Consider the following 26,960-nt stretch of genomic DNA (forward strand, 5'->3'; position numbering starts at 1 on the left):
TGGTTAATTTCTCTTAATTAATAAATAAGTTGTAAAAACTAGCGTTAAGGCACTTAAAACTGTAGTAAATGACTGCAATCCATTGGTTCCAACACCCCAATTCTTTTGTTTTATAGGCTTGATATAGATATAATCATTGGGTTGAATATAATAATAGGGTGATTTCAACAAATCTACACTCGTTAAATCTAGGGTATGTATTTGCGTTCCTTGTGGAAGTTGCCTGATTAGCATGACTTCTTTTTTATTACCTGTAATAGGAACATCTCCGCTATTAGCAATGGCTTCTAAAATAGTAAGCTTATCCTGCATAATATTTTTAGTTCCTGGCGTTCCTATTTCCCCATTAATAGTATAACGAATCCCTCCCAGCTTTACGTTAACAAAAATATCTGCTTCTTTATGAAAATAATCGGAAAGTAACTGCTTTTCAATTTTTAGTCGAAGTTCTTCTGTAGTATGCCCAATAGCATTAATTTCTCCCAAAACGGGTATTCTTATGCTTCCATGATCGTTTATGGTATAACCACTCATATACAAATCACTATTTCCTCCTTGACCTTCAGACATAGCAAACATTTCGACTAACTTAGGATCAAGCGCTTTAATTTGTATAGCCACTACATCATTAATCTGCAATCTATAAGGCTTCTGAGCAACTTGCTCAATGGGCTCATTATTCAAATTTCCTTGCAAATAAACCACATCTTTATGAGGCACACATGATGTTAACGCAATGAATAGGGTAAGGAAAAAAAATTTATATAATTTGTTCATTTATAATCTAGTTTCAAAAAACAAATATAGTTTTTCATTTTAGAAATAGAAATACTTTAAAAATTTAATTTCTAAGGAGTTTTCAAGGAATTTTCAAAAGGAATGCGATTCAAAATGCTTCGGCCTAATGTAACCTCATCGGCATATTCTAATTCATCCCCTACAGCTATCCCTCGAGCAATTGAAGAAGTAACAATACCAAATTCTTTTATTTGACGGTAGATATAAAAATTGGTGGTATCTCCTTCCATCGTAGGGCTCAAAGCAAAAATAACTTCACTTACTTCTCCTTGTTTCACTTTATCAATTAAAGTTGCAATTTTCAACTGACTCGGTCCAACCCCATCAATAGGTGAAATCTTACCTCCTAAAACATGGTAAACACCGCGATATTGCCCTGTATTTTCAATAGCCATAACATCACGAACATCCTCAACTACACAAACTAAGGCATGATTGCGATTTGGATTGGCACAAATTTCACAACAATCTGTATCTGAAATATTGTGACACGATTGACAGAATTTTATTTCTGTTCGCATTTTCATAATTGCTGTGGTTAAAAATTCAGATTGCTCACTTGGTTGTTTCAATAAATGTAAAGCTAATCGTAAGGCTGTACGTTTTCCAATTCCTGGCAATTGTGCTATTTCTGCAACCGCTTTTTCTAATATTTTTGAAGAAAATTCCATGTTACAAATTTAAACATTTATCTCTTGTACTTCAAATAGCTACCTTACGCTCATAAAATAAAAATCTCGTTTGAAAAACATCAAACGAGATTCCATCCAAAAAAATATAAAACACTATTTAAAAAATCAACTTCTTTTAAATTCTATTTTTAATGTTGAAACGGCATTTTCTCCTACAATTTGGATATTCCCATTTGCATCCATTATTAACCTACCACCTTTTGCTAACAAATAGGATAAAGCACCAAATTCGTCACTCACAGTCCCTCCTAAGAAATCAATTTTACATTTTTGAAAACTAAAAGTTTTTGTATTCTCAGTTTCTTCTTCTAATATTAACACCAAGTCTGAAATTTTAAAATTACATCCAGACACGCCTGTCAACTCAAACTTGGTTTTCCCTTTTTGATTAAAAACCAACTCACTTCCAGCTTTAGAAACGAATTTAGCACCACTCAATCCTAAAAAATTACCTGCAAAAAAAGCATTTAAACTTTCTGGTTGTATTGTTTTAGCTTCTACTTGGTTCATGTTAAACGCTAACATTAAAACCATAAATTTTATATATCTCATTGTTTAATTATTTCACATTGACAAGACAAATGTATAACTAATTTTGACACAAAAAACACGCTCGAAATCTTTCTACAACATCAGCATTCACAAGGGTTGTAGAAGATTTTCTATATTTTAAAAAACCCTTTATTTTGAAGATTATTTTTTACAAGAATCGAACTACAAAACCTCGAAACTATTTACTATATTGCGAGCTATAAAACTATTTACAAACATGACACCTTTTGCCATTTTATCACTAATCATTATTTATTTCGGAATCTTATTCCTCATCTCCCACTTCATGAGTAAGAATGACAGTGGTAATGATGCTTTTTTTAAAGCCAATAAAAACTCTAAATGGTATTTGGTTGCTTTTGGAATGATAGGCACTGCACTTTCAGGGGTAACTTTTATATCTGTCCCTGGTGAAGTAGGTAATCCTGATTTACAATTTAAATACTTCCAATTCGTTTTAGGAAACGCGATTGGATTTATAATCGTCGCAACGGTACTTCTACCGTTGTATTACCGTATGAACCTGACTTCAATCTACGGTTATATCGAACAACGACTGGGAAAAACCAGTTACAAAACCGCGGCCTCTATTTTCCTTATTAGTAGAACCATAGGTTCCGCTTTCCGTTTGTATTTAGTAGTCATCGTATTGCAACGTTATGTTTTTGACTACTACCAAATTCCTTTTACGATGACGGTATTTTTATCTTTATTATTAATTTTTGCTTATACCTATAAAGGTGGTTTAAAGACGATTATTATAACAGATACGTTACAAACTTTTTTCTTGGTTTCATCGGTATTCCTAACGATTTTCTTTATTTGTAAAAGTTTAGATTTATCCATTTTTCAAGCTTTTGAAAGCGTAAAAGAAAGTCAATATTCAAAAATCTTCTTCTTTGACGATTACATGAAAGGCAATTATTTTTGGAAACAACTACTAGGTGGAATTTTTGTAACGATTGCTATGGTGGGGCTTGACCAAGACTTAATGCAAAAGAATTTAAGCTGTAAGAACATTGGCGAGGCCCAAAAAAACATGTTCACCTTCACAGGAATTTTCGTAATTATCAACATTTTCTTTTTAAGTGTGGGCGCATTACTATATATGTATGCTGAGAAGAATGGCATTACAGTTCCAATGGTTGATGATGTAGCCAGAACCGACTTTCTATTTCCTGAAATCGCCTTAAAATCTTTAGGATTAGTTCCTGCTATTGTATTTTTATTGGGACTAACAGCAGCTACCTTTGCGACTACCGATTCAGCTTTAACAGCTTTAACCACTTCTTTCTGCATTGACTTTTTAGGAATGGAAAAAGAAGAAAATGTTAACAATCCTAATATTGTTAAAACAAGACATTTGGTACACATAGGCTTTTCGTTTTTGATGTTTTTAGTCATTGTATTTTTTAACTCGGTAAACGATGCCTCTGTGGTAAAAATGATTTTTAAAATTGCGTCTTACACTTACGGACCATTATTAGGGTTGTATGCCTTTGGTTTATTTATGCAAAACAAAACTGTGAACGACAAACTCGTTCCTTTTATATGTTTAATTTCACCAGTACTATGTTATATATTGTCAACCTATTCCTCAGAATGGCTTAATGGTTATACAATTGCTGAGGAATTAATTATATTCAATGGACTTATTACTTTTATTGGATTATTTTTCATCAGTAAACCCGCTTTAAGCTCAACCAAATTTTAAGAAAATAAAACAAACTCTAAAAACAATCCAAAATTTTAACATATCAATTCATATAAAATATTTAATTTTACAAATCATAAAATTTAATTTAATTTAATTTCGCAAAAGCATAAAAAATGAAAAAAATTACCAAACACTTTTTTTGGAAATCTTTAGTATTCCTTGCGCCAATAGTATCGTTTGCACAAGAAGAAAAAAAAGACATCCAATACCATCGTTGTTCAACTGTGGAGTTTGAGGAAGCATTACGTGCTGAACATCCCCAAATGATGAATGTTCAACAATTTGAAAATTTTCTTGCACCGCATATTGAAAAATTTAAAGCTGACAGAAAATCAGGAAAAAGCGGAAAAATCATCTACAACATCCCTGTTGTAATCCATATTATCCATAATGGTGACGATATAGGAACAGGTGAAAATATCACTGATGCTCAAGCAATCTCACAGATTACTGTAATGAACAATGACTACAGAAGATTAGCAGGAACACCTGGTGGTGCTAATTCAACTGGATTAGCAGTTGACTGCGAAATAAACTTTGTATTAGCAAAGCAAGATCCAAACGGTAATCCTACAACTGGTGTAGTAAGACACAACATTACACCTTATACTAATGCTGTCGCAGATGGTGACGGAGGACCAGACTGGGAAACAAGAGCTGATGTTCAAACTATGAAAACCAATACCCAATGGGATCCTGCACGTTACCTAAACATGTGGACAATTCGACCTGGTGGAATCCCCCTTAACCAAGGTGGGATGAGTGGGCTTTTAGGCTATGCGCAATTCCCTAGTAATTCTGGACTTACAGGAATGCAAGCTAATGGAGGCTTAGCCTCAACTGATGGTGTAGTAGCAGGTTATGATGTTTTTGGAACAAGTGCATTAAATGATGGATCTTTTATTCTTAATCCGACATATGATTTAGGACGTACGATGACACACGAAGTAGGTCACTGGTTAGGCTTAAGACACATTTGGGGTGACGATGCTTGTCCAACTGTAGATTTAACAAACAACAATACAAATGAAGATTTCTGTGCAGATACCCCTGCAGCTGCAGCTGCTAACTACAAATGTACTGCAAATACAGATTCTTGTAAATCAATCCCTGGTCTAGATATGATCCAAAATTATATGGATTACACACCTGATTCTTGTATGGATACGTTTACTAATGACCAAAAAACAAGAATGCAAACAGTAATGCAAGTAGCAGACCGAAGAGGCTCCTTAAATATTTCACAAGTTGCTACTATAACTAAAGCAGGTATCTACTTTAAACAAGAAAAAAACACCTATACCTACACAGAGGCTAACAATTGTAACTACACAGATGTAACGTACAAAGTTTCAATCCTAAAAGCTCCTTCTGCAAATGCTGTTATTACTTTTAATGTAGCCTCAGGCACAACAGCCGTTCGAGGAATTGATTTTGAATTAATGACCCCTAGCGTAACATTTAACACAGGTGATGTAGCAGACAAAACTTTTACCTTACGTTATTATAATGATGCGGTAAAAGACGCAAATAAAATTGTAAAAATAGGAATGACAGTGAATAACAATGGTGGAGATGCCCAAATCATTAATGCTTATACAAACTGTGAATCACCTTCTATTTTAACAACTACACTAAAAGACAACATTTCGACACCTTCAACAACATACGAAAATGTTGTTTTTAGCGAAAATTTTGATGGAGCTGTTCTTCCTGCTGTAATTACGACAGACAGAGATGGCGATACAAAAAACTGGGGATTTTATAACGCAACTACAACTAGTAACACTATAGGCTTCACAGGAAGACACATGGGATCTCGTTCTTGGGAAACTAACCCCTTAACTCCTGATAACCTAATAACATTTAGTAATGCTATTGCTGTACCTAATGGAAATGCAAAATTACGTTTCAATATCGCCTCAAATGACGCAACTTATTTTGAAGAACATTATGCTGTATATATCACAACTACAACAAACGCAAGCACTATTATTACAAATGCACCTGTATTAGAAGAAACTCTTTCTAAAGGAAGAACACTTTTAACTAAGGAAATAGACCTTAGCGCATTTTTAGGACAAAATATTTACTTATCATTCAGACATTTCAATTGTACGGATCAAAACTTTTTGATGGTAGACAACATTAAAGTAATTAAATTATTACCTGTAGATGTTAACTATGTTCAAACCACTGTAAATTCAGCAACAAAATACCAATCTAATGTAAACCAAACCGGCATTGCTTATGCTACTGATGCTACATCAGGAAAAATTATGGCTGATTTAACAAACAACTCTAACTTCAACTACGGTTGTACCTCAGTTAATGTTAATAGAGACCAAGCAACCGCTGGTGCTGCTGCTGTAAACTATGGAGCAAACACGGCTACTAACGCAAAAGTAATGGCAAAAACTTTTATCATTACTCCTACAAATAATAATCCATCAGGAAATGAAAAAGTTGCATTTTATTTTACTGAAGCTGAAATTGCTGCATGGGAAACTGCTACAGGGAATTCTAGAACGAATTTAAAAATCATTAAAGATGGTGTAAACACCCCTATTTCAGTAACTCTAGGTAATTACGGAACTAACATCACTTTAACAGGTAATGTAACTAATGGGTTCAACGGTACTTATTATTTTGGAACTACTGCAACTTTAAGCAACAAACAAGAAGAATTCGAAAGTTTCAACATTTATCCTAATCCATCTGAAGATAATTTCACAGTACAATTAACTTCTCAAGAAGCAAAAATTGAAATCAAAGTTAATGATATTTCAGGTAGAGAAATTTTTAACCAAGATTTTGAAAACGATGGTATTTTTAACCATACTCTAAGATTAGGTCAGTTACAAAATGGCATCTATTTGATTAGTGTAACTGATGGAACTAAAAAATCAGTACGAAGAATTATCAAAAAATAATCTTACTCATTTTTAACTCACACAATTAAGGCTATCGATTATCGGTAGCCTTTTTTATTCCTACTTATTAATCAAAACCAAAATTTCAGCAATAATCACCTTTGATTTTCTAATAAAAACAAGCTCTTCTCCATTAATTAATCTTAAAAACACAGCATTGTGACTATAGTTACCAAACAATAGCTTTTAACAATATAAATTTGCTTCATAATTATCATTTTCTATTATGAAAAATTTATATATCCTTTTAACATCAATAAGTGGCATTATAAATGTCTACGCACAAGACACCTTGCCCCTCTCTAAAACCGATTTACATTCCAAAGTTTTAGAGCACAACCTGCAAATTAAAATTGCGGAGAAAAGTTACGAATCTGCGAAAGCCGATTACAACCAATCAAAATCATTATTCTTACCCAACATCACCGCCTCTCATACAGGCATAGTAACTAACAATCCTTTAATGGCATTTGGTTCTAAATTGAATCAGGAAATTTTAACTCCTGCCGATTTTAATCCTGCCTTACTGAATGACCCGAAGCAAACTCAAAATTTTGCGACTAAAATCGAAATCCAGCAACCTTTAATCAATGTGGATGGTTATTATGGTAGACAAGCCGCTAAATCGAAAATGGAAGCCTATCAGTTGCAAACCGAACGTACTAAAGATTACTTAGCCTTAGAAATCAATAAGGCGTATATGCAACTACAATTAGCTTATAAAGCTGTAGGAGTATTACAAAAAGCGGAAAGTACAGCAAAAGCCAACTTGAAATTGGTGGAAAACTATTTCAAAAACGGAATGCTTCAAAAAACCGATTTATTAAATGTGCAAGTTCGTGTCAATGAAATATCCAATCAATTGCACTATGCGAAGTCGAATGTGCAAAATGCATCCGATTATTTGGCTTTTCTATTCAACGAAGATACCAATGGCAAAATATACAAACCTACAGAAGCACTAGAGGGCTCAATAACATTACAATCCTTCGATACAACATTACCTGAAAACAGAAAAGATATTCAGGCTATGCAAAAATCGTCTGAAGCCTATCGTAACATGTTCCAATCTTCTCGTTTTGGATTTCTACCACGCTTAAACGCTTTTGGAAGTTATGAAATGTATGATAAAAATATTGTTGACATGCGTGCCAATGGTTATGTAGTAGGTGCTCAATTATCTTGGAATGTTTTTGATGGTTTTAAAACCATTGGTAAAACTGAAAAAGCGAAAACCGATTTTCAAAAAGCGGAAATAGAAACGGTACAATATAAAAAACAAAGCCAGCTAGAAATAAACAAAACAGCTCGTCAGCTGAAAGATGCAGAAAACAAAGTGAATTTATCGAAACTGGCGCACGAACAATCACAAGAAGCTTTTCGAATTCGAGAGAACCGTTTCAAACAAGGCCTAGAAAAAACAACCGATTTATTGCTTTCGGAAACTCAAATGGCTCAAATAGAATTAGAGTATTTACAGGCTGTTTTCGAATATAATTTCACTAAAGAATATGCCGAATTTTTAACGAAATAGGTAAAAGACAAATAGATAAAAGACAAATAGATAAAAGATGAGAAAAATAATAGCAACTCTAGTAATATTTACTTCCATTTTAACCTCATGTGGCGGTGATAAAAAAGAAAAAAAAGCCGAATTAGCAGTGATTCCAGTAAAAATAAATGGAAAATTAGATACTAATAATAGTCCATTCATTACTGCTAGTGGAAAAATTGAAGCGGAGAACAGTGCCAATTTAAGCACTAGAATGATGGGCTATGTTACGAAACTTCACGTAAAAGTAGGTCAAAATGTTCGCATAGGACAATTATTAGTTAGCGTGAATAGTACAGATTTGCAAGCTAAAAAAGCACAGGTAAATGCCTCTATCACTCAAGCGCAAGCCGCTTATAATAACGCCAAAAAAGATTACGACCGTTTTGTGAATTTATTTGCTCAACAAAGTGCCTCTCAAAAAGAATTGGATGACATGACCGCTCGCTATGAAATGGCAAAAGCTGGATTAGAAGCTGCTAAACAAATGCGTAATGAAATTCAAGCACAATTCTCCTATTCGAATATTACAGCTCCTTTTAGTGGCGTAGTTACGAATACTTTTGTAAAAGAAGGTGATATGGCTAATCCTGGAATGCCACTTGTAAGTGTAGAAGGGGCTTCAAGATTACAAGTTACTGCAATGGTTTCCGAAAGTGATATTGCTAATGTAAAACAAGGAATGCCTGTAAAAGTAACTATCAAATCGTTGAATAAAGATGTTACAGGTAAAGTAACAGAAATCAGTTTGTCTGCTAAAAATACAGGTGGTCAATATTTAGTAAAAGTAAATTTGAATCAACAAGACAAATCCATTTTATCTGGAATGTTTGTGAATGTGCAATTTCCAGTTGAAAAAATTAATTCTGTGACTTCAACTTCAGAAAGCGTATTAATTCCAATTACTGCTTTAGTGAAACAAGGTCAATTATCTGGTGTTTATACAATAGGAAGTGGAAATGTTGCCATTTTAAGATGGTTGCGACTAGGAAAAACTTTTGGAAATCAAGTTGAAGTTTTATCCGGACTTACCGCTGATGAAGCGTATATCGTTTCAGCCGAAGGAAAATTGTTTAATGGAGCGAAAGTGAGTGTTCAGTAAAAGCCCCACCTATCCTCCCCAAAGGGGAGGGAATCTACAATGTATGTATAACTAAAAAAATCACCCCAACAAAATTCCCCCTTTGGGGGTTAGGGGGCTAATAAAATGGAAAAAGGTATATCAGGTAAAATAGCCAATTTTTTCATCAATTCGAAGTTAACCATTTTATTAATGGTCGCATTGATGATTATAGGAACATATAGTTCGTTCTTAATTCCAAGAGAAGAAGAACCACAAATTGCCATACCTATGGCAGACGTTATGGTGGGTTACCCAGGGGCAAGCCCAGCCGAAATAGAAAGTAGAGTTATCAAACCTCTAGAAAAAGTGGTTTCCAACATCAAAGGTGTGGAACATGTACATAGTATGGCTATGAATGGTCAAGCTATGATGATTGTGCAATTTTATGTAGGAGAAGATATCGAGCGTTCGTATGTAAAATTATACGATGAGTTAATGAAGCATCAAGGCATGTTCCCACAAGGGGTGATGCAACCTATGGTAAAAACACGTTCCATAGACGATGTACCCATGATGGGCGTAACGCTTTGGAGTGAAAAGTTAGATGATTTCGAAATTCGTCAGATTGCAGAAGAAGTTACTTCGGAAATCGAGAAAGTAAAAGATGTTGCCATCACTAAAGAAATTGGTGGAAGAAACAGAGAGGTAAAAGTTGTTTTAGATAAAGATAAAATGGCGGAAAATGGCGTGGATGCTTTAAGTATTATGCAAATGATTCAAGCCAACAATGGTAGTGCCCAATCTGGAAATTTTGTACAGAAAGACACCGAGTATTTAGTGACTACAGGACAGTTTTTAGCTACTTCAGAAGATGTAGAAAATTTAGTTGTAGGCGTTAATCAAAATATGCCAGTGTATTTAAAACAAGTAGCCTCCATACAAGACGGCCCATCTACTCCAAGAAGTTATGTGTCTTTTGGATACGGAAAAGGAAATGAAAAATTTGGTAAAAATCCCGCAGAATATCCTGCGGTAACCATTTCAATTGCTAAAGTAAAAGGTGCTGATGCAATGAAAATTGCAGAAAAAATAGAAACGCGTTTAGAACAATTAAAAAAGAATTTAATTACTGATGATGTTCACGTAGAAGTTACCCGTAATTATGGGGAAACTGCTTCTGAAAAAGTGAGCGAATTATTAATGCATTTAGGTGTCGCTATTTTAGCTGTTACAGTTTTGGTAATGTTAGCCATGGGCTGGAGAGGTGGATTAGTGGTATTTTTCTCAGTACCCTTAACCTTTGCTTTGACCTTGTTTAGTTATTATATGTTGGGGTATACGTTGAACCGTATTACTTTATTTGCTTTGGTATTTGTAGTGGGTATTGTGGTTGATGATAGCATCATTATTGCCGAAAATATGCATCGACATTTCAAAATGAAGAAATTATCATTTAAAGATGCTGCCATTTATGCCATTAACGAAGTAGGAAACCCAACCATTTTAGCCACATTCACAGTTATCGCTGCTATTTTACCAATGGCATTTGTGTCTGGAATGATGGGACCTTATATGAGTCCAATGCCAATTGGCGCTTCCATAGCTATGTTATTGTCTTTATTTGTAGCATTAACAGTAACGCCTTATTTAGGCTATCATTTATTACACGAAACCCACAACGAAAAAGAAGATTTTTCCGATGATAAAAAAAAGTGGGTTCCTGACTTCCAAAAAACAAATAATAAACTGGAAGAAAAAGAAGAACAAGAACATAAAGAAGAACAAGGTTTAGAAACCAGTTGGATTTATAAAATCTACCAGAAAATGGAACAACCGATGCTGGAGAGTTCCGCTAAACGAAATCTAATGTTTGCCATCACTGTTTTCTTGTTATTAGGTTCTATGGCGATGTTCTTTACCAAATCGGTGGCTGTAAAAATGCTCCCTTTTGATAATAAAAACGAATTTCAAGTAGTAATTGATATGCCCGAAGGAACTACTTTAGAGAGAACGGCTGTTGTTACTAAAGAAATTGCTCAATATTTATCGACTGTTCCTGAAGTGGTAAATTATCAGAACTACATTGGCACCTCTGCCCCTATCACTTTCAACGGATTAGTTCGTCATTATGATATGCGAGGAGGTAGTAATATGGCTGACATACAAGTAAATTTATTAGATAAAGGAGAAAGAGATTTACAAAGTCACGATTTGGCAAAAATTGTTCGTCCTGAAATTAATAAGATTGCTAAAAAATATGGTGCTAATGTAAAAGTCATTGAAGTACCACCGGGACCACCCGTATTATCAACTATAGTGGCTGAAGTCTATGGTCCTGATTATAAAGAGCAAATTAAGGTAGCACAACAGGTAAAGGATATTCTGAATAAAACAACTGATATTGTTGATGTAGATTGGTATGTGGAAGATGCTCAAACCGAATACAAATTAGAAGTTGATAAAGAAAAGGCGATGTTAAATGGCATTGCTCCTCAACAAGTGGTTGGTAATTTAACGTATTTATTGAGAGAAATGCCCGTGAGCAATTTATACGATGAACGTTCTAATGACCCTGTTGGAATTGTATTAGCCTTGGAGGATAAAGATAAAACATCGTTAGAGGATATAAAAAATCTTAAAATAAAAGGTAGCAAAGGGACTGTAGTTCCTGTGAGTGACTTAGTGCAAGTAAAACAAGACACACTACAGAAAACCATTTACAGAAAAGACCAAAAACGTGTCGTTTATGTGACGGGAGATATGGCTGGCGCATTAGAAAGTCCTGTGTATGCGATTTTAGGTATGGAAGAAAAGTTGCAAAAAATGCAATTACCTAAAGGGTATAAAGTAAATGAAATCTATATGGGGCAACCCGATGACGAAAGTAATTTTACCGTAAAATGGGATGGCGAATGGCAAATTACTTTAGAAGTTTTCCGTGATTTAGGAGCTGCGTTCTTAGTTGTAATTATCATCATTTATATGTTGATTGTAGGTTGGTTCCAAAACTTCAAAACCCCAATAGTGATGATGGTGGCTATTCCATTGTCCTTGGTTGGTATTGTATTAGGACATTGGCTTTTAGACGCTTATTTTACCGCCACTTCATTTATTGGAATGATTGCCTTAGCAGGAGTTATGGTACGAAATTCGGTTCTCCTCATCGACTTTATTGAAATCAGACTAAACGAAGGAATACCAATGAAACAAGCCATCATAGAAGCTGGTGCCGTAAGAACCACACCCATTTTATTAACCACTGGAGCGGTAGTTATAGGTGCGTCAATTATTTTGTTTGACCCTATCTTCCAAGGATTAGCCATATCTCTGGTAGCTGGCGCAATTGTTTCGACAATGCTAACATTAATCGTGGTACCCTTAATTTATTACATCACGGAGAAAAAGAAATGGGAGGGTAATTAGGGATTGGTTATCAGTGGTCAGTTATCGGTTGTCGGTTATCGGTTGTCGGTTATCAGTTGTCGGTTGTCAGTTATCGGTTGTCGGTTGTCAGTTATCGGTTGTCGGTTATCAGTTGTCGGTTGTCGAGATTGAGATGATTTTATGAAAATTTAAAAAAAAAGATTATGAAAAATCGAATTGTGAGAGCTTTTGCGGGTTCATTTGTTTTGATAAGTTTACTTTTAGCTCATTATGTAGATACGAGCTGGTATTGGTTTACCGCCTTTGTAGGAGCTAATTTATTGCAATCTTCCATCACGAAGTGGTGTTTACTAGAAACTATTTTAACAAAGTTGGGTATAGAAGACTAAAAATCCATCACCTCGGTTTATAAAAGCCGAGGTGATTTTTTACACATATACAGTAGGTTTGAATACCATTTTAATACTGCCCTGTTCCCAGCATCACTAAGGTACAAGCTACCTCTACTTCAATCGTATGCTTTTGTAGCAATTCATAGAATTCAGGATTTTCTGTACCTGGATTAAAAATTACTCGTTTGGGGTGCAATTGAAGAATATATTCATAATACTCCTTTTGTCGTTGTGGGTTTAAATACAAGGTCACGGTATGTACATCCTGTAGCTCAGGAAATCCCTTTTGGATTTCTACATCAAAAACTTTTTCATTCCGCAAACCTATGGCTTCTACAGCATGGTCGTGTTGTAACAACCGACTGATGGCTAAAAACGAGTAACGCTCTGGATTAGACGATGCTCCTAAAACTAAAGTTTTCATCTCTTCTTTTTTTTAAGAATAAATTTACTATTTTTAAAGTTAACAAAACCATTACTTAACATTCTCTTTATCTATTAACAGATATAGAAAACTAATTTCGCAAAAAAACTATGGATTTATTCTTTTACATTTTCGCTGCTTTATTTTCCGTACTCAACCCTATAGGTGCCATTCCTGTGTTTGTAGGATTAACCAACGGTTACACCCGTCAAGAACTCACTAAAACCTCTAAATGGACCGCCATCAATGTATTTATCATTATGATTGTGGCCTATTTTATAGGCGAATATGTCTTGCGTTTTTTTGGAATTAGCTTAGAAGCTTTACGTATTGCTGGAGGAATGATTATAGCCAACTCAGGTTTTGGCTTATTATCTGGAAAAGTTAAAAAACGAAAAGGAATCAACAAAAAAGTAGAAGACGAAGCCCAACAGAAACACGCCATTGCTCTTACTCCACTAGCCATGCCTCTATTAGCAGGACCTGGTTCTATTTCCTTATTGATTGCGTTTTACCAAGAACACAATAACTGGATGGCCATTTCAATCTCAGTAGGAGCCATTTTAGCTGTGGCTCTTTCTATTTTCTTGGTTTTAAACAGTGCGCATTATTTGGTTAAGTATTTAGGAGAAGCTGGTATCGTTGCGATTTCTAGAATTGTAGGATTCTTTGTTATTGCCATAGGTGTACAATATATTGTCAACGCTATTCTGAAAATTGTAGAAAACAGCCATTTGGTAGGATAAATTTTCTAAAAATTAAAACGGCAGAAATAATTAAATTCCTGCCGTTTTATTTTTTAAGAATTTTATTGACTTATACTTTTGGCAAAAAAACCTCTGCCATCATACAACGGGCACTACCTCCACCATAAGTTTCAATGGTTTCTAAATTAGCATATAAAATCTCGGTGTGTTTTTCAATTTGAGCAATTTGCCCCTTATTCAAAGCATTATACGCCGATTCACTCATCACTAAATAGGTTTTCCCTTCAGCCCCTTTTACCTGCAACATGTTGCCTGCAAATGCATTTACTTGTGCTTCTGAAATATATACAATTTCCTTTCCATCTTGTTTCAGGTTTTCCACCACATTTTTTTTCTCGGTCTTATCATCGATACATTCCGAGCAAAGAATCGCAAAAGTTTCCCCTATGCTCATCATTACATTAGTATGATAAATCAATTCTCTTTCTCCGTCAACAGTTTGATAGGCATTAAAAAGCACTGGAGTAAATTCGAAATCTTCACAAAATTCTATAAACAATTCCTCATCCGCACGTGGAGACAAAGCACAATACGCTTTTTGATGAGCACGGTCTAAAATCATACTCCCAGTTCCTTCAAGAAAAACACCATCTTCTTCTGCAATGGTATAATCCATGATGTCATTAATTTCAAACCCTTCATCTTCCAAAACATCTAATACATCTTCACGGCGTTCTAATCTGCGGTTCTCGGCAAACATAGGATACAACACCACATCGCCATTTTCATGAAAAGAAACCCAGTTGTTAGGGAATACCGCATCAGGCGTATCTGTATCCGTTGTATCGTCTACAACCAATACACGAACTCCCACAGCACGTAACTTAGCCACAAAAGCGTCAAACTCCTGTTGCGCCTTAGTCGTTATAGCTGCTGGAAGCACTTTTTCGTCTGATTTTTGATAATAATTATTTACGGCGGTTTGCTCGTTCATGCGAAAAGAAACGGGACGAACCATTAAAATTGTATCTGTAATCTGTTGCATATGCTTTTTATTAAAAAATTCCTTTTTGATATAGAATAAAAATACAACATTCTATACCAAAAAGGAATTAAAAATTATTATAAATACGATTAGCGATTTTTCACTACGTTTACTACTGATTCAACTACACCAAGCGTAATTTCAGCCATAGTATTCACTTTTTCATCCAAACACGGATTCACTTCCACCACTTCCACACAAGCTGTTTTAGGGTTAGATGTCAAATGCACTAATAAATCCTGAGCTTCTTGAGGCGTTAGTCCATGAGGCACTGGAGTACCTGTCCCATGAGATGTTAATTCAGGATCCATGGAATCTACATCAAAAGAAACATAAATAACATCACAATTTGCTAATTGCGTATTGATATTATTCACTAGTGTCCAAACGCCTAAATTACGTACATCTTGTACGGTATACCATTTCAAACCAAGACGTTCAATAACGGCTTCTTCTTGTTTTTCAGTATCCCGAACAGCAATATACACTAAATCTTCTGGATTAATTTTTTGGGTTACACCACCAACGTTTTTTAATTGTTCCCACAACGCCACGGTTTTATCATCAACCTTATTGATTTTACTTTCCAAATTATCAATATTCATCACAGAGGCTAAAGGCATACCGTGCATATTTCCGGACGGAGTTGTGTAAGGCGTATGAATATCCGCGTGTGCATCAATCCAAACCACTCCAATGCGCTTATCAGGAAAAGCTGATTTTATCCCTGCAATAGTACCACCTGCTGATCCATGGTCGGCTGCTAAAATAATAGGGAATTGATCACTTTTAAGCAACGAAGATACTTTTTCATTTAAAGCTTCATAAATTGCTAATAACCCATCAATACGTTTTGCATAAGGATATTGAGTGGGTTTATCTAAGAATGTATTTACATTTTGAAGTTTTTCCACTTGGTTTTCACCAAAAATGTAACTTTCCTTTTTTCTTGCAGCAGTCATAATCGCATCTGGACCTAATGAAGCACCACGGGTGCCTGCTGTAATTTCAGATTTGTTAATTAAAAAAGTAATCGACTTACTCATATGTTTTGGGGTTGGCTCGAAATTGTAAAAACGATACTTATAGAAACATTTCTACAAAAAGCGAAAATTGTTCGGTAGCAAATATAAAAAAGGGTTTTGAAGCTAGGAAAAAATTAGAGAAATTTATTTTTAGGGGAATAGCTGTCTGTTGTCGGTTATCGGTTATCGGTTGTCGGTTATCTGTTATCTGTTGTCGGTTATCTGTTGTCGGTTATCTGTTTTCTGTTATCTGTTTTCTGTTTTCTGTTTTCTATCATCTATTATCTTTTATCTTTTATCTGTTGTCTATCATCTTTTATCTCTTCTCTTTTCTCTTTTATCTCTTCTCTTTTCTCTTTTATCTCTTCTCTTTTCTCTTACAACTCCTAACTAAAAAAGCGATGATTTCTCACCGCTTTTTTAAACTTATTGTTAACTATCTTTTATCCATATCTACAAATGAACGTAAAGGATAACCTGTATATACCTGACGTGGACGCCCGATTGGCTCCTTGTTAATACGCATTTCTTTCCATTGCGCAATCCAACCTGGAAGACGACCAATTGCGAATAATACTGTAAACATATCCGTTGGAATTCCTAAAGCACGGTAAATGATACCTGAATAGAAATCTACGTTTGGATATAATTTTCTCTCTACGAAATAAGGATCACTTAAAGCAGCTTCTTCTAATTGCTTAGCGATATTTAAAATAGGATCATTCACCCCTAATTCAGCCAATACTTCATCCGCAGCTTTTTTGATAATTTTCGCACGAGGGTCAAAATTTTTGTACACTCTGTGTCCGAATCCCATCAAACGGAAATCATCATTTTTATCTTTAGCTCTTGCTAAGGCTTTTTGTGCATCACCTCCATCTTTTTGGATTTGCTCAAGCATTTCTAATACGGCTTGATTAGCTCCCCCGTGTAAAGGTCCCCACAAAGCAGAAACCCCCGCAGAAATAGAAGCAAATAAACCAGCATGCGAAGAACCTACAATACGCACCGTTGAAGTCGAACAGTTTTGCTCGTGATCGGCATGTAAAATAAACAATTTATCTAACGCATTAATAACCGTTGGATTGGTTGCATAAGGTCCTGTAGGCAATTCGAACATCAAACGCATGAAGTTTTCTACATACCCTTTGGTATTATCATAATGATTGAACGGGAAGCCCATCATTTTGCGGTAGGTCCAAGTTGCAATAACAAGGAATTTCCCCATAGTTTTGCAAATCGCTTCGTACATTTCTGCTTCATTTTCAACATTAACCACTTTTGGATTAAAGGCTGTTAAAGCCGAAGTTAATGAAGACAATACGCCCATTGGGTGCGCAGTTCTAGGAAAACCATCGATGATGCTTTTCATTTCTTCACTAACTAAAGTATATTTACGGATATCATTCTCAAATTTTTCTAATTGCGCTTGTGTAGGCAATTCCCCAAAAATAATCAAATAAGATACTTCTAAGAAATTTGCTTTTTCTGCTAACTCTTCAATAGCATAGCCACGGTAACGTAAAATTCCTTCTTCACCATCTAAAAAAGTAATTTCACTGGTACAAGAACCTGAATTTTTATACCCTGGATCTATAGTAATTGCCCCAGTTAAGGCGCGTAATTTTTCAATATCGATAGCAGCTTCGTTCTCACTCCCCACCATTACTGGGAATTCGTACTTTTTGCCATCATACTCTAATATTGCAGTTTTTGACATAATATAATATAGGAATTTATCGTATTAATAAGTTGAACAAAAATAGGGATTTGCAGTTAAACTAAAAAACATACCCTATGCTTTTGTTCAAATTTAATAAATGTTTTGCAATAAGTTTACAATTTTAGAAAAGAAAAAAATACTACATATGCAGTTTTTTTTCTAGAAGGTTTAAAACCTGACTCATAAATGGATTACTTTGAGCTACCACAAATTAAACTTTTTTGCTAAATCACTTATTTTGATTTTTAATGAAAAAGCAAATATGTAAAATAGTTTTACATTACTAGCTTAACGCAAAGTCAGGAGACATTTGCCGGCATGTCTATCTTAAAATTATGACTGAGACTTCGGGCAGCGGGGCACAGAATGCAATTCTGTGCTAACTGTTGCGTTGAAAACTAGACGCTTAGATTTGGATTGTGTAAATCCGAGCGATAGGGTTGTGTAAATCCGAGCCATAGGGTGTATCAAATTTGACTTTTTGATAATTTGGAAATATAGTTAATCAAATTTGACTTTTTGATAATTTGGAAATATAGTTAATCAAATTAAAATTGGTATTAGGGTTAGAATTAAATTCTCGTGTAATTATTTCTTCACTCAAAAATATATCTGATTTAACTTGTAAAGCACCCATTTCATTGTAGACGATTTTAGTTGGAAAGGGTTCCCAATGCAATAATTCATTAATTTTATTTAAAACATTAGGTAATCTTTGGTAGTTCAAATTATACCGCTCAATATTCCAAACAAACGCATTGCTATCTTCATCAAATGCCATTGGAAGCCATATATCAGATTTAGTTAAAATGGAAAAACATTGTTGGAATGTTCGAAAACTATTCAATTCGAAGATCCCTGAATGAAGTTCCTCTCCTGTATTTGTATAAATTATAGTATCTCCAGTGATATCAAATTCAAAAGTATTTTCTAATAAATTACTTTTAAAAATTTTATCTACTAATTCATCAACGGTACTGTATTCTAAGTCTGACTCTATACCATTTATTCTTTTAGGAATAAGCATTTTTGATTTAACCAACTCCTCTAATATAATTTTTAAAACATCTAAAATTTCAGTATATGGAGCATTTTCATAATCATAAATTCCCTTACTGTTATCAAAATGCCTATGCCCCCTTATTTTTCTCGATATGTATAATTTCATAATTAAAAACTAATAAACTGAAGGTTGCCGTCTTGATAAACTACCCTTACTTTTTCGCCAGTATTTGATAACAAATGAAATTCATCAATAACAATATTATTGGTAGGCTTCAACCTCTTATCGTATAATTGAAATTTGAATTCAGTTTTTAATGCTTCATTATTTTTTATTATATTGATATTATCTCCATCAATTAGTTTAAATTCGATGATTCTTTTAGTAGTAGGTGCATTATTTAACTGACTTGAAGCACCTTGTATAGAACTTTTTGAAAGATAGGTCGTATTTGTTTTAAATTGATACGCTTCTGAATAGGTGCTTGAATTCGGTGAAGTTTTAACACCTAAATCTATTTCATAACCTGTAGGGTTATCTTCAAAACGTAGCAATTCTTTACTTTTACCATTTACAACCAAATTATCAGCTTTATCCAATGCTTGATTTACAGCTTTAATTGAATGGTTATCGACAGATGAGTTCTTAATTAATGAAGTATAACCGTCAATACTTTCTAAATTACCTTTTTCAATGCGAAGTGCTAATTTCATTCCATCATCCCCAGCATTCTTCATTTGAGCAATCATCTTATTTAAAGTCGTTCCATCAATGGTAGAAGATAGTTTAGAAATAAGTTTATTTTCTAATGTAATCCAGTTCCCTGCTCCTATAGCATTTTTCCATTTACTATACCCCCCCGCATTTTTTATAGCAGCCAAATTTTTAGAAACTAAATCTATTTCGTCTAAATTTGTTCTAAAATCAGGAGCTTCAACAGCTAATATCCTCCATGCTTGGAAACCGTTTTCTTGTTCAACAATTTTTTTGAAAGAACTCCCTTCTGAAGAAAGATCTCTTACTAAATCATCAAAATTACAAGATTGAGTAAAAGCTAAATTTGTTAATAATAACAAAAAAATAATGCAATATTTTTAAATTCAGTCATTTACAAATTCTTTTTTTTCTAAATTATACATCATAATTTTTGTTTCTCCTGATATTTTGTCCTTGTATAAAAAATTCGCATTGTTTTTTACACTCCATATCTTTTCAAATTTTAATTCCTCAAACAAAAATAATTTTTGAACCATTTTTTTATTTATCAAATCGACAATATATATACCACGTTCTCTTAAAACTACCAGATGTTTTTCAATGAAAATATTTGCAATAAAATCATTGTTAGCCCCCACTTGTGTTTCATACTTATCCAAATATAGATTTTTTGTATTTAGAACTAGCAATCCATAGGGTATAAAAAGATAGTCCCCTTTAGAAGATTCAAATATAAAATTTTCAAGATTAGATGGCAGTCCGCAAAATTTATTTTCATAATCTAAAAACTCATGATAGTAAATTTCACTATTACAATATAGCTTAAATCGCCAGAGTGTAAGGCCATAATGTGGCTCATCAAATTCGGTTGCAACTAATTTGATATCATGATATTTTGACTGAAAAACATGTGATTTATCTAATGCTAAGAACATAGGATATCTCTTATTTTATTCTTTTTAAATAGTTGATATACTTCAATTGTTTTATCTAATTTACCTGATTTTTCTGCATTTTTAAAATACATTAATCTCTTTCCAGATTTATCAATGTTTATATAGTTTACAATATCATCTGCAACATTTTTTGGTAATTTATTAAGAGCTGTTTGAACCTCAGTAACTACTGACTTCCCTTCCATTATACATTTCCTCCATTCTCCTTTTATCCTTACTTGTGCCTCAATATTATCAAAATAACTTATATCCAGTGTATGAAGCTTTTTTGAAAATTCTATCTGTTCACCAGCCAAACTTGCATTTTTATTAAACCATGGTGCAACATCACCAATTTTAAGATCAACATCATTCGCCTTGTCGCTCATTTTAAAAGTAAAATAATATTCAGCTGCGCAAAGTCTCCCGACTTTGAGCTACCACAAATTAAACGATTTTTCGATAAATCTCTTATTTTGATTTTTAATGAAAAAGCAAAGATGTAAAATAGAATTACATTACTAGCTTAACACAAAGTCAGGAGACTTTTACGTAGCAATCTATCTTTAAATTACGGCTCAGACTTTGGGGAGCTGGGATTATTTACATTTAATGCAAAAAAATCCTGAGCACTTCTTAGCACTCAGGATTTTCTAAATATTAAAAAAAAATAAATTATTTTACCTTAAAAGCATTTTTCCCAGGAAAATAAGCCACATCACCTAATTCCTCTTCTATGCGCAATAACTGGTTGTATTTTGCCATACGGTCCGAACGTGAAGCGGAACCTGTCTTGATTTGACCACAGTTTAATGCTACCGCTAAATCCGCAATCGTATTATCTTCAGTTTCTCCCGAACGGTGAGACATTACAGAGGTATATCCAGCGTTATGCGCCATATTTACCGCTGCAATTGTTTCGGTTAACGTACCAATTTGGTTTACTTTAATCAAAATAGAATTAGCAATTCCTTTTTCGATTCCTGTAGCTAAACGCTCTACATTAGTCACAAACAAATCGTCACCTACTAATTGCACTTTATCACCCACTTGTTCGGTTAACAATTTCCATCCGTCCCAGTCGTTTTCTTGCATACCATCTTCGATAGAAACAATAGGGTATTTAGCACATAATTCTGCCAAATAAGCTGCCTGTTCCGCAGATGTTCTCACTTTTCCTGTTTCGCCTTCAAACTTGGTATAATCGTAGTTTCCGTTTACATAAAACTCAGAAGCGGCACAGTCTAAAGCAATCATAATATCATCACCAAAAGTATAACCTGCTTTTTCAACTGCTAATTTGATTGAATCTAAAGCGTCTTCAGTACCACCCGCTAAGTTAGGTGCAAAACCACCTTCATCGCCAACTGCGGTAGAAAGGTTTCTGTCGTGTAAAACTTTCTTTAAATTATGAAAAATTTCAGTTCCCATTTGCATGGCATGCGTAAAAGATGTTGCTTTTACTGGCATAATCATAAACTCTTGGAAAGCAATAGGCGCATCAGAATGCGAACCACCATTGATGATATTCATCATAGGCAATGGTAACGTATTTCCTGACACCCCACCTACGTAACGATATAAAGGCAAGCCCAATTCGTTAGCCGCAGCTTTAGCTACTGCTAAGGATACTCCTAAAATAGCATTAGCTCCTAATTTAGATTTATTAGCTGTTCCATCTAAATCGATCATGATTTTATCGATAAGATTTTGTTCGAAAACAGAAGTACCTACTAAAGCTTCTGCAATAGTTGTATTTACATTTTCAACAGCTTTCATAACACCTTTCCCCATGAATGCATTACCGCCATCGCGTAATTCTACAGCTTCATGCTCGCCTGTAGAGGCACCAGAAGGAACTGCCGCACGACCTAAAATTCCGTTTTCTGTAATTACATCAACTTCTACTGTTGGATTTCCTCTTGAATCCAAGATTTGTCTTGCGTGAACTTTTATAATTATGCTCATTTTTTAAAAATTTAGAATTTAGAATTTAGAATTTAGAATCTTTAAGAAAAGAGACTTTTCCAATCTAAAATTATTTAGTTGATTTAATATTTTCTATGAATTGATCAAACAAATACGACGAATCGTGAGGTCCTGGACTTGCTTCTGGGTGATATTGTACCGAAAAACAATTTTTGTTTTTCATGTGCATCCCAGCTACAGTACCATCATTCAAATGTACGTGTGTGATTTCTAACTCTCCATGTTGCTCTAATTCTTCTCTATTCACGGCAAAACCATGATTTTGAGAAGTAATCTCGCCACGTCCTGTCAAAATATTTTTTACAGGGTGGTTAATTCCACGATGTCCATTAAACATTTTATAAGTAGATACACCATTAGCCAATGCAATTACTTGGTGTCCTAAACAAATACCGAATAAGGGTTTATTTTCGGCTAAGATTTGACGTGCTACTTCTTGTGCGCTATACAATGGATCTGGATCACCAGGCCCATTAGACAAGAAATACCCATCAGGGCTAAAACTTTTTAAATCTTCAAAAGAAGCATTGTAAGGAAAAACTTTGATATAACAATCACGCTTAGCAAGATTACGTAGGATATTCTTTTTGATTCCTAAATCTAAAGCTGAAATTTTATACGTTGCATTTTCATCACCAAAGAAATAAGGTTCAGTAGTAGAAACTTTAGAAGCTAATTCTAGTCCTTTCATATCTGGAATAGCGGCTAATTCTTTTCGTAATTCTTCTACTGGAGTTCCATCGGTACAGATAACTGCATTTTGAGCACCATGGTCACGAATATAACTTACTAAAGCACGAGTATCTAAATCTGAGATACAAATCAGATTTTCCTTTTGAAAATAGTCAAATAAATTACTTTCAGAATTTGGACGTGAATGAAAACTAGAGAAATTTTTACAAACTAAGCCTGAAATCATAATTTTTTCAGATTCTACTTCCTCTGCATTTACACCATAGTTCCCAATGTGTGCATTAGTAGTAACCATGATTTGACCAAAATAAGAAGGATCGGTAAAAATTTCCTGATAACCCGTAGTCCCTGTGTTAAAACAAACTTCTCCAAAAGTTTTGCCTGATATTCCTACAGATTTACCGTGAAAAATTGTTCCGTCTGCAAGCAATAAGATAGCAGACTGTTTTGTTGTGTGTTGCATTGTTTAAAAAAGTTTGGCAAATTTATTCAAAAAAAAAAGGATAAACCAATAAGTTCATCCTTTTTTATATTTATGAATTGAGCATCATATTATTCTGCAGATTCAGAAGATTCTTCAGTTGCAGGAGTTTCAGCAGCACCTTCAGCTTTTTTAGCTTTAACACCACCACGACGGCTTTTAGCTTTTTTAACTTCTTTTTTACCACCGTTGTAGATTTCGTTAAAGTCTACAAACTCAATCATTGCCATATCAGCGTTATCTCCTAAACGGTTACCTAACTTGATGATACGCGTGTATCCTCCTGGACGGTCACCTACTTTAGCAGCTACATCTCTGAATAATTCAGTAACCGCATATTTGCTTCTTAAATAAGCGAAAACTGTACGACGATTATGAGTAGTATCCTCTTTTGATTTAGTTACTAAAGGCTCAACAAATTGTTTAAGCGCTTTAGCTTTAGCAACAGTAGTGTTAATACGCTTGTGTTCGATTAACGAACAAGCCATATTAGCCAACATAGCTTTTCTATGTCCAGTCTGTCTGCTTAAATGGTTTACTTTTTTTCCGTGTCTCATGACATTGCTATTTTACACTTCATCTTGCATCAATCCACCTTGGAGAGCAAAATATGAAGCAAATTATTCTCTATCTAACTTATATTTTGACAAATCCATTCCGAACGTTAAGTTCTTATTGGCTACTAATTCATCAAGCTCAGTTAATGATTTTTTACCAAAATTGCGGAATTTCATTAAGTCGTGTTTATTGAACGATACTAAATCGCCTAATGTATCAACTTCAGCAGCCTTCAAGCAGTTTAACGCTCTAACAGACAAGTCCATATCAACTAATTTAGTTTTTAGTAACTGTCTCATGTGTAACGATTCCTCGTCATATGATTCTGTTTGAGCAATTTCATCAGCCTCAAGAGTAATTCTCTCATCAGAGAATAACATAAAATGGTGAATTAATACTTTAGCAGCTTCGGTTAAAGCATCTTTAGGGTGGATAGATCCATCCGTTTTGATTTCGAAAACTAATTTTTCGTAATCTGTTTTTTGCTCAACACGGAAGTTTTCGATAGCGTACTTCACATTCTTTACTGGAGTAAAGATTGAATCAGTAAAAATAGTACCGATTGCAGCATTTTGTTTTTTGTTTTCCTCAGCAGGCACATAACCACGACCTTTCTCGATAGTCATTTCCATGTTAAGGCTTACTTCACTGTCTAAGTTGCAAATTACCAATTCTGGGTTCAAAACTTGAAATCCAGAGATGAATTTTTGAAAGTCACCAGCAGTAATTTGGTCTTTACCTGAAAGCGATATAGTTACTGATTCGTTATCGATATCTTCAATCTGACGTTTGAAACGCACTTGTTTTAAGTTAAGGATAATTTCAGTAACATCTTCAACTACTCCAGGAATTGTAGAGAACTCATGCTCCACTCCTTCAATACGAATAGAAGTGATTGCATAACCCTCAAGAGCAGAAAGTAATACTCTTCTTAAAGCGTTACCAACAGTCAATCCGTAGCCTGGTTCAAGCGGTCTGAATTCGAATTTTCCTTCGAAATCAGTTGAATCGATCATGATAACTTTATCGGGCTTCTGAAAATTAAATATTGCCATAAATTTCGACTGGTGTCAATTATTATTTGTTGTACAATTCGACAATTAGTTGTTCTTTAATATTCTCAGTAATTTGAATTCTCTTAGGAGCTGATACGAAAGTACCTTCTTTAGTATCATTGTTCCATACGATCCACTCATATACTTGAGAAGCAGCAGCTAAAGAACGTTCGATCGTTTCTAAAGATTTAGATTTTTCACGAACAGCAACTTTGTCACCTGGTTTTAAATGGTAAGAAGGAACGTTAACCACTTCACCATTTACTGTAATATGTCTGTGAGTTACGATTTGTCTTGCAGCTCTTCTAGAAGGAGCAACACCCATTCTGTAAACTACGTTATCTAAACGAGATTCACATAATTGTAAAAGGATTTCACCTGTTACACCAGAAGCAGCAGAAGCTTTTTCGAATAAATTTCTGAATTGTTTTTCTAAAATACCGTAAGTATATTTAGCTTTTTGCTTTTCCATTAACTGGATAGCATATTCAGATTTTTTACCTCTTTTTTTAGCTAAACCATGTTGCCCTGGAGGGTAGTTTCTTTTTTCGAAGGCTCTGTCGTCTCCGAAGATTGCTTCGCCAAATTTACGAGCAATTTTAGTTTTTGGACCAGTATATCTTGCCATTTTAATAAATTTTTAAGGTTGAGATTATGAATTCAGGTCTTACTTATCCTCCGATAATCTATATTCAACCTAGTTATACTTAAATTATAAAATTATAATGAATGCTGAATAAATTCAGCAATCATTATACTCTACGTCTTTTTGCCGGACGACAACCGTTGTGTGGCATAGGAGTTACGTCGATGATTTCAGTAACTTCAATACCTGAGTTGTGTAGTGAGCGGATAGCTGATTCTCTTCCGTTTCCAGGTCCTTTAACGAACACCTTCACTTTTTTAAGACCAGCTTCTAAAGCAACTTTTGAGCAATCTTCTGCTGCCATTTGAGCTGCATACGGAGTATTCTTTTTAGAACCTCTGAAACCCATTTTTCCAGCAGATGACCAAGCTACAACTTCACCTTTCTTGTTTGTTAAAGAAATGATGATGTTGTTAAAAGTTGAACTTACGTGTGCCTCACCAGTAGACTCAACAACAACTTTACGTTTTTTTGTATTTGCTTTCGCCATATTACTAATTATTATTTAGTTGCTTTCTTCTTGTTAGCAACAGTTTTTCTTTTACCTTTTCTTGTTCTAGAATTGTTCTTAGTTCTTTGCCCTCTTAAAGGAAGACCAGATCTGTGACGGATACCTCTGTAACATCCGATATCCATTAAACGTTTGATGTTTAATGAAGTTTCAGAACGTAATTCTCCTTCAATTTTGTAATAAGAAACCGCTTCACGGATTGCGCCGATTTCATCGTCATTCCATTCAGACACTTTTTTATCTTGGCTAACTTGAGCTTTCTCTAAAATTTCGATTGCTCTACTTTTTCCAATTCCGAAGATATATGTCAAAGCAATGACACCTCTCTTATTTTTAGGTATATCTACCCCTGCTATTCTTGCCAT

General features: G+C 34.4%; 25 protein-coding genes. 7 read left to right on the forward strand and 18 right to left on the reverse strand.

Going from position 1 to position 26,960, the window contains the following annotated elements:
- Window positions 1–3: 3 nt before the first annotated feature.
- From ACQY29_RS00345 to ACQY29_RS00355, 3 genes are all read right to left on the reverse strand, one after another.
- Window positions 4–777, reverse strand: a complete 774-nt coding sequence (locus tag ACQY29_RS00345) for a polysaccharide biosynthesis/export family protein (RefSeq protein ID WP_428223307.1) — start codon at window positions 775–777, stop codon at window positions 4–6.
- A 71-nt stretch (window positions 778–848) separates the two neighbouring features.
- Complete coding sequence (recR, locus tag ACQY29_RS00350) at window positions 849–1,469, reverse strand: recombination mediator RecR (RefSeq protein WP_428223308.1); 621 nt, start codon at window positions 1,467–1,469, stop codon at window positions 849–851.
- 126 nt (window positions 1,470–1,595) lie between these two features.
- Window positions 1,596–2,042 carry a hypothetical protein gene (locus ACQY29_RS00355; RefSeq protein ID WP_428223309.1) on the reverse strand — a complete coding sequence of 149 codons (447 nt, stop codon included), beginning with the start codon at window positions 2,040–2,042 and terminating at the stop codon, window positions 1,596–1,598.
- Between the two features lie 217 nt (window positions 2,043–2,259).
- On the opposite strand from ACQY29_RS00355, the gene ACQY29_RS00360 reads away from it, so the two are divergent.
- The 6 genes from ACQY29_RS00360 (at window position 2,260) to ACQY29_RS00385 (ending at window position 13,080) form a co-directional block, all read left to right on the forward strand.
- A complete protein-coding gene (locus ACQY29_RS00360) occupies window positions 2,260–3,756 on the forward strand; it encodes a sodium:solute symporter (protein WP_428223310.1) in 1,497 nt (498 codons plus the stop codon).
- Window positions 3,757–3,872: 116 nt separating this feature from the next.
- Window positions 3,873–6,692, forward strand: a complete 2,820-nt coding sequence (locus ACQY29_RS00365; protein ID WP_428223311.1) for a choice-of-anchor J domain-containing protein — start codon at window positions 3,873–3,875, stop codon at window positions 6,690–6,692.
- A 226-nt stretch (window positions 6,693–6,918) separates the two neighbouring features.
- Window positions 6,919–8,226: a TolC family protein gene (locus ACQY29_RS00370; RefSeq protein ID WP_428223312.1), complete on the forward strand. Its 1,308-nt coding sequence runs from the start codon at window positions 6,919–6,921 to the stop codon at window positions 8,224–8,226.
- A gap of 37 nt (window positions 8,227–8,263) precedes the next feature.
- A complete protein-coding gene (locus tag ACQY29_RS00375) occupies window positions 8,264–9,346 on the forward strand; it encodes an efflux RND transporter periplasmic adaptor subunit (RefSeq protein ID WP_428223313.1) in 1,083 nt (360 codons plus the stop codon).
- Between the two features lie 105 nt (window positions 9,347–9,451).
- Window positions 9,452–12,730 (forward strand): efflux RND transporter permease subunit, encoded by a 3,279-nt coding sequence (locus ACQY29_RS00380; protein WP_428223314.1) that lies wholly within the window; start codon window positions 9,452–9,454, stop codon window positions 12,728–12,730.
- A gap of 164 nt (window positions 12,731–12,894) precedes the next feature.
- Complete coding sequence (locus ACQY29_RS00385; protein WP_428223315.1) at window positions 12,895–13,080, forward strand: YgaP family membrane protein; 186 nt, start codon at window positions 12,895–12,897, stop codon at window positions 13,078–13,080.
- A 70-nt stretch (window positions 13,081–13,150) separates the two neighbouring features.
- On the opposite strand, the gene ACQY29_RS00390 is transcribed toward ACQY29_RS00385, so the two are convergent.
- A complete protein-coding gene (locus ACQY29_RS00390; RefSeq protein ID WP_428223316.1) occupies window positions 13,151–13,507 on the reverse strand; it encodes a CoA-binding protein in 357 nt (118 codons plus the stop codon).
- A 110-nt stretch (window positions 13,508–13,617) separates the two neighbouring features.
- On the opposite strand from ACQY29_RS00390, the gene ACQY29_RS00395 reads away from it, so the two are divergent.
- Window positions 13,618–14,253, forward strand: coding sequence for a MarC family NAAT transporter (locus ACQY29_RS00395; RefSeq protein WP_428223317.1), 636 nt, complete (start codon window positions 13,618–13,620; stop codon window positions 14,251–14,253).
- Between the two features lie 70 nt (window positions 14,254–14,323).
- Here ACQY29_RS00395 and ctlX read toward each other — a convergent pair whose 3' ends face one another.
- From ctlX to rpsM, 14 genes are all read right to left on the reverse strand, one after another.
- On the reverse strand, window positions 14,324–15,259 hold the full coding sequence (gene ctlX / locus ACQY29_RS00400; RefSeq protein ID WP_428223318.1) for a citrulline utilization hydrolase CtlX: 936 nt from the start codon (window positions 15,257–15,259) through the stop codon (window positions 14,324–14,326).
- An 89-nt stretch (window positions 15,260–15,348) separates the two neighbouring features.
- Window positions 15,349–16,305 (reverse strand): arginase, encoded by a 957-nt coding sequence (locus ACQY29_RS00405; protein WP_428223319.1) that lies wholly within the window; start codon window positions 16,303–16,305, stop codon window positions 15,349–15,351.
- Between the two features lie 415 nt (window positions 16,306–16,720).
- Complete coding sequence (locus ACQY29_RS00410; protein ID WP_428223320.1) at window positions 16,721–18,004, reverse strand: citrate synthase; 1,284 nt, start codon at window positions 18,002–18,004, stop codon at window positions 16,721–16,723.
- Between the two features lie 508 nt (window positions 18,005–18,512).
- Window positions 18,513–19,175: a hypothetical protein gene (locus tag ACQY29_RS00415; protein WP_428223321.1), complete on the reverse strand. Its 663-nt coding sequence runs from the start codon at window positions 19,173–19,175 to the stop codon at window positions 18,513–18,515.
- 2 nt (window positions 19,176–19,177) lie between these two features.
- Window positions 19,178–20,086: a hypothetical protein gene (locus ACQY29_RS00420; RefSeq protein ID WP_428223322.1), complete on the reverse strand. Its 909-nt coding sequence runs from the start codon at window positions 20,084–20,086 to the stop codon at window positions 19,178–19,180.
- A 24-nt stretch (window positions 20,087–20,110) separates the two neighbouring features.
- A complete protein-coding gene (locus ACQY29_RS00425; RefSeq protein ID WP_428223323.1) occupies window positions 20,111–20,662 on the reverse strand; it encodes a hypothetical protein in 552 nt (183 codons plus the stop codon).
- Entirely contained in the window at window positions 20,653–21,051 is a 399-nt protein-coding gene (locus tag ACQY29_RS00430) for a hypothetical protein (protein WP_428223324.1), read from the reverse strand. The genes ACQY29_RS00425 and ACQY29_RS00430 overlap by 10 nt, the downstream gene beginning before the upstream one ends.
- 286 nt (window positions 21,052–21,337) lie before the next feature.
- Window positions 21,338–22,630 (reverse strand): phosphopyruvate hydratase, encoded by a 1,293-nt coding sequence (gene eno, locus ACQY29_RS00435; RefSeq protein ID WP_428223325.1) that lies wholly within the window; start codon window positions 22,628–22,630, stop codon window positions 21,338–21,340.
- Between the two features lie 70 nt (window positions 22,631–22,700).
- Window positions 22,701–23,807: a glutamine-hydrolyzing carbamoyl-phosphate synthase small subunit gene (carA, locus tag ACQY29_RS00440; RefSeq protein ID WP_428223326.1), complete on the reverse strand. Its 1,107-nt coding sequence runs from the start codon at window positions 23,805–23,807 to the stop codon at window positions 22,701–22,703.
- 89 nt (window positions 23,808–23,896) lie between these two features.
- Window positions 23,897–24,382 (reverse strand): 50S ribosomal protein L17, encoded by a 486-nt coding sequence (gene rplQ, locus ACQY29_RS00445; protein ID WP_428223327.1) that lies wholly within the window; start codon window positions 24,380–24,382, stop codon window positions 23,897–23,899.
- A 63-nt stretch (window positions 24,383–24,445) separates the two neighbouring features.
- Window positions 24,446–25,438: a DNA-directed RNA polymerase subunit alpha gene (locus ACQY29_RS00450; protein ID WP_428223328.1), complete on the reverse strand. Its 993-nt coding sequence runs from the start codon at window positions 25,436–25,438 to the stop codon at window positions 24,446–24,448.
- Window positions 25,439–25,460: 22 nt separating this feature from the next.
- A complete protein-coding gene (gene rpsD / locus ACQY29_RS00455) occupies window positions 25,461–26,066 on the reverse strand; it encodes a 30S ribosomal protein S4 (protein WP_428223329.1) in 606 nt (201 codons plus the stop codon).
- A gap of 124 nt (window positions 26,067–26,190) precedes the next feature.
- Window positions 26,191–26,574 carry a 30S ribosomal protein S11 gene (gene rpsK, locus ACQY29_RS00460; protein ID WP_428223330.1) on the reverse strand — a complete coding sequence of 128 codons (384 nt, stop codon included), beginning with the start codon at window positions 26,572–26,574 and terminating at the stop codon, window positions 26,191–26,193.
- Between the two features lie 11 nt (window positions 26,575–26,585).
- Window positions 26,586–26,960 carry a 30S ribosomal protein S13 gene (gene rpsM, locus ACQY29_RS00465; RefSeq protein ID WP_088390201.1) on the reverse strand — a complete coding sequence of 125 codons (375 nt, stop codon included), beginning with the start codon at window positions 26,958–26,960 and terminating at the stop codon, window positions 26,586–26,588.

The sequence above is a fragment of the Flavobacterium sp. genome (genome assembly GCF_965262375.1).
Classification (GTDB): Bacteria; Bacteroidota; Bacteroidia; order Flavobacteriales; family Flavobacteriaceae; genus Flavobacterium.

Coding starts and splice junctions, on each gene's coding strand:
- ACQY29_RS00385 (WP_428223315.1), top strand. CDS start 12,895: ATGAAAAATCGAATTGTGAGAGCTTTTGCGGGTTCATTTGTTTTGATA.
- carA (WP_428223326.1), bottom strand. CDS start 23,807: ATGCAACACACAACAAAACAGTCTGCTATCTTATTGCTTGCAGACGGA.
- rplQ (WP_428223327.1), bottom strand. CDS start 24,382: ATGAGACACGGAAAAAAAGTAAACCATTTAAGCAGACAGACTGGACAT.
- ACQY29_RS00450 (WP_428223328.1), bottom strand. CDS start 25,438: ATGGCAATATTTAATTTTCAGAAGCCCGATAAAGTTATCATGATCGAT.
- ACQY29_RS00365 (WP_428223311.1), top strand. CDS start 3,873: ATGAAAAAAATTACCAAACACTTTTTTTGGAAATCTTTAGTATTCCTT.
- rpsK (WP_428223330.1), bottom strand. CDS start 26,574: ATGGCGAAAGCAAATACAAAAAAACGTAAAGTTGTTGTTGAGTCTACT.
- ACQY29_RS00430 (WP_428223324.1), bottom strand. CDS start 21,051: ATGAGCGACAAGGCGAATGATGTTGATCTTAAAATTGGTGATGTTGCA.
- ACQY29_RS00390 (WP_428223316.1), bottom strand. CDS start 13,507: ATGAAAACTTTAGTTTTAGGAGCATCGTCTAATCCAGAGCGTTACTCG.
- ACQY29_RS00360 (WP_428223310.1), top strand. CDS start 2,260: ATGACACCTTTTGCCATTTTATCACTAATCATTATTTATTTCGGAATC.
- ACQY29_RS00395 (WP_428223317.1), top strand. CDS start 13,618: ATGGATTTATTCTTTTACATTTTCGCTGCTTTATTTTCCGTACTCAAC.
- ACQY29_RS00355 (WP_428223309.1), bottom strand. CDS start 2,042: ATGAGATATATAAAATTTATGGTTTTAATGTTAGCGTTTAACATGAAC.
- ACQY29_RS00345 (WP_428223307.1), bottom strand. CDS start 777: ATGAACAAATTATATAAATTTTTTTTCCTTACCCTATTCATTGCGTTA.
- recR (WP_428223308.1), bottom strand. CDS start 1,469: ATGGAATTTTCTTCAAAAATATTAGAAAAAGCGGTTGCAGAAATAGCA.
- eno (WP_428223325.1), bottom strand. CDS start 22,630: ATGAGCATAATTATAAAAGTTCACGCAAGACAAATCTTGGATTCAAGA.
- ACQY29_RS00405 (WP_428223319.1), bottom strand. CDS start 16,305: ATGAGTAAGTCGATTACTTTTTTAATTAACAAATCTGAAATTACAGCA.
- ctlX (WP_428223318.1), bottom strand. CDS start 15,259: ATGCAACAGATTACAGATACAATTTTAATGGTTCGTCCCGTTTCTTTT.
- ACQY29_RS00375 (WP_428223313.1), top strand. CDS start 8,264: ATGAGAAAAATAATAGCAACTCTAGTAATATTTACTTCCATTTTAACC.
- ACQY29_RS00410 (WP_428223320.1), bottom strand. CDS start 18,004: ATGTCAAAAACTGCAATATTAGAGTATGATGGCAAAAAGTACGAATTC.
- ACQY29_RS00370 (WP_428223312.1), top strand. CDS start 6,919: ATGAAAAATTTATATATCCTTTTAACATCAATAAGTGGCATTATAAAT.
- ACQY29_RS00425 (WP_428223323.1), bottom strand. CDS start 20,662: ATGTTCTTAGCATTAGATAAATCACATGTTTTTCAGTCAAAATATCAT.
- rpsM (WP_088390201.1), bottom strand. CDS start 26,960: ATGGCAAGAATAGCAGGGGTAGATATACCTAAAAATAAGAGAGGTGTC.
- ACQY29_RS00415 (WP_428223321.1), bottom strand. CDS start 19,175: ATGAAATTATACATATCGAGAAAAATAAGGGGGCATAGGCATTTTGAT.
- rpsD (WP_428223329.1), bottom strand. CDS start 26,066: ATGGCAAGATATACTGGTCCAAAAACTAAAATTGCTCGTAAATTTGGC.
- ACQY29_RS00380 (WP_428223314.1), top strand. CDS start 9,452: ATGGAAAAAGGTATATCAGGTAAAATAGCCAATTTTTTCATCAATTCG.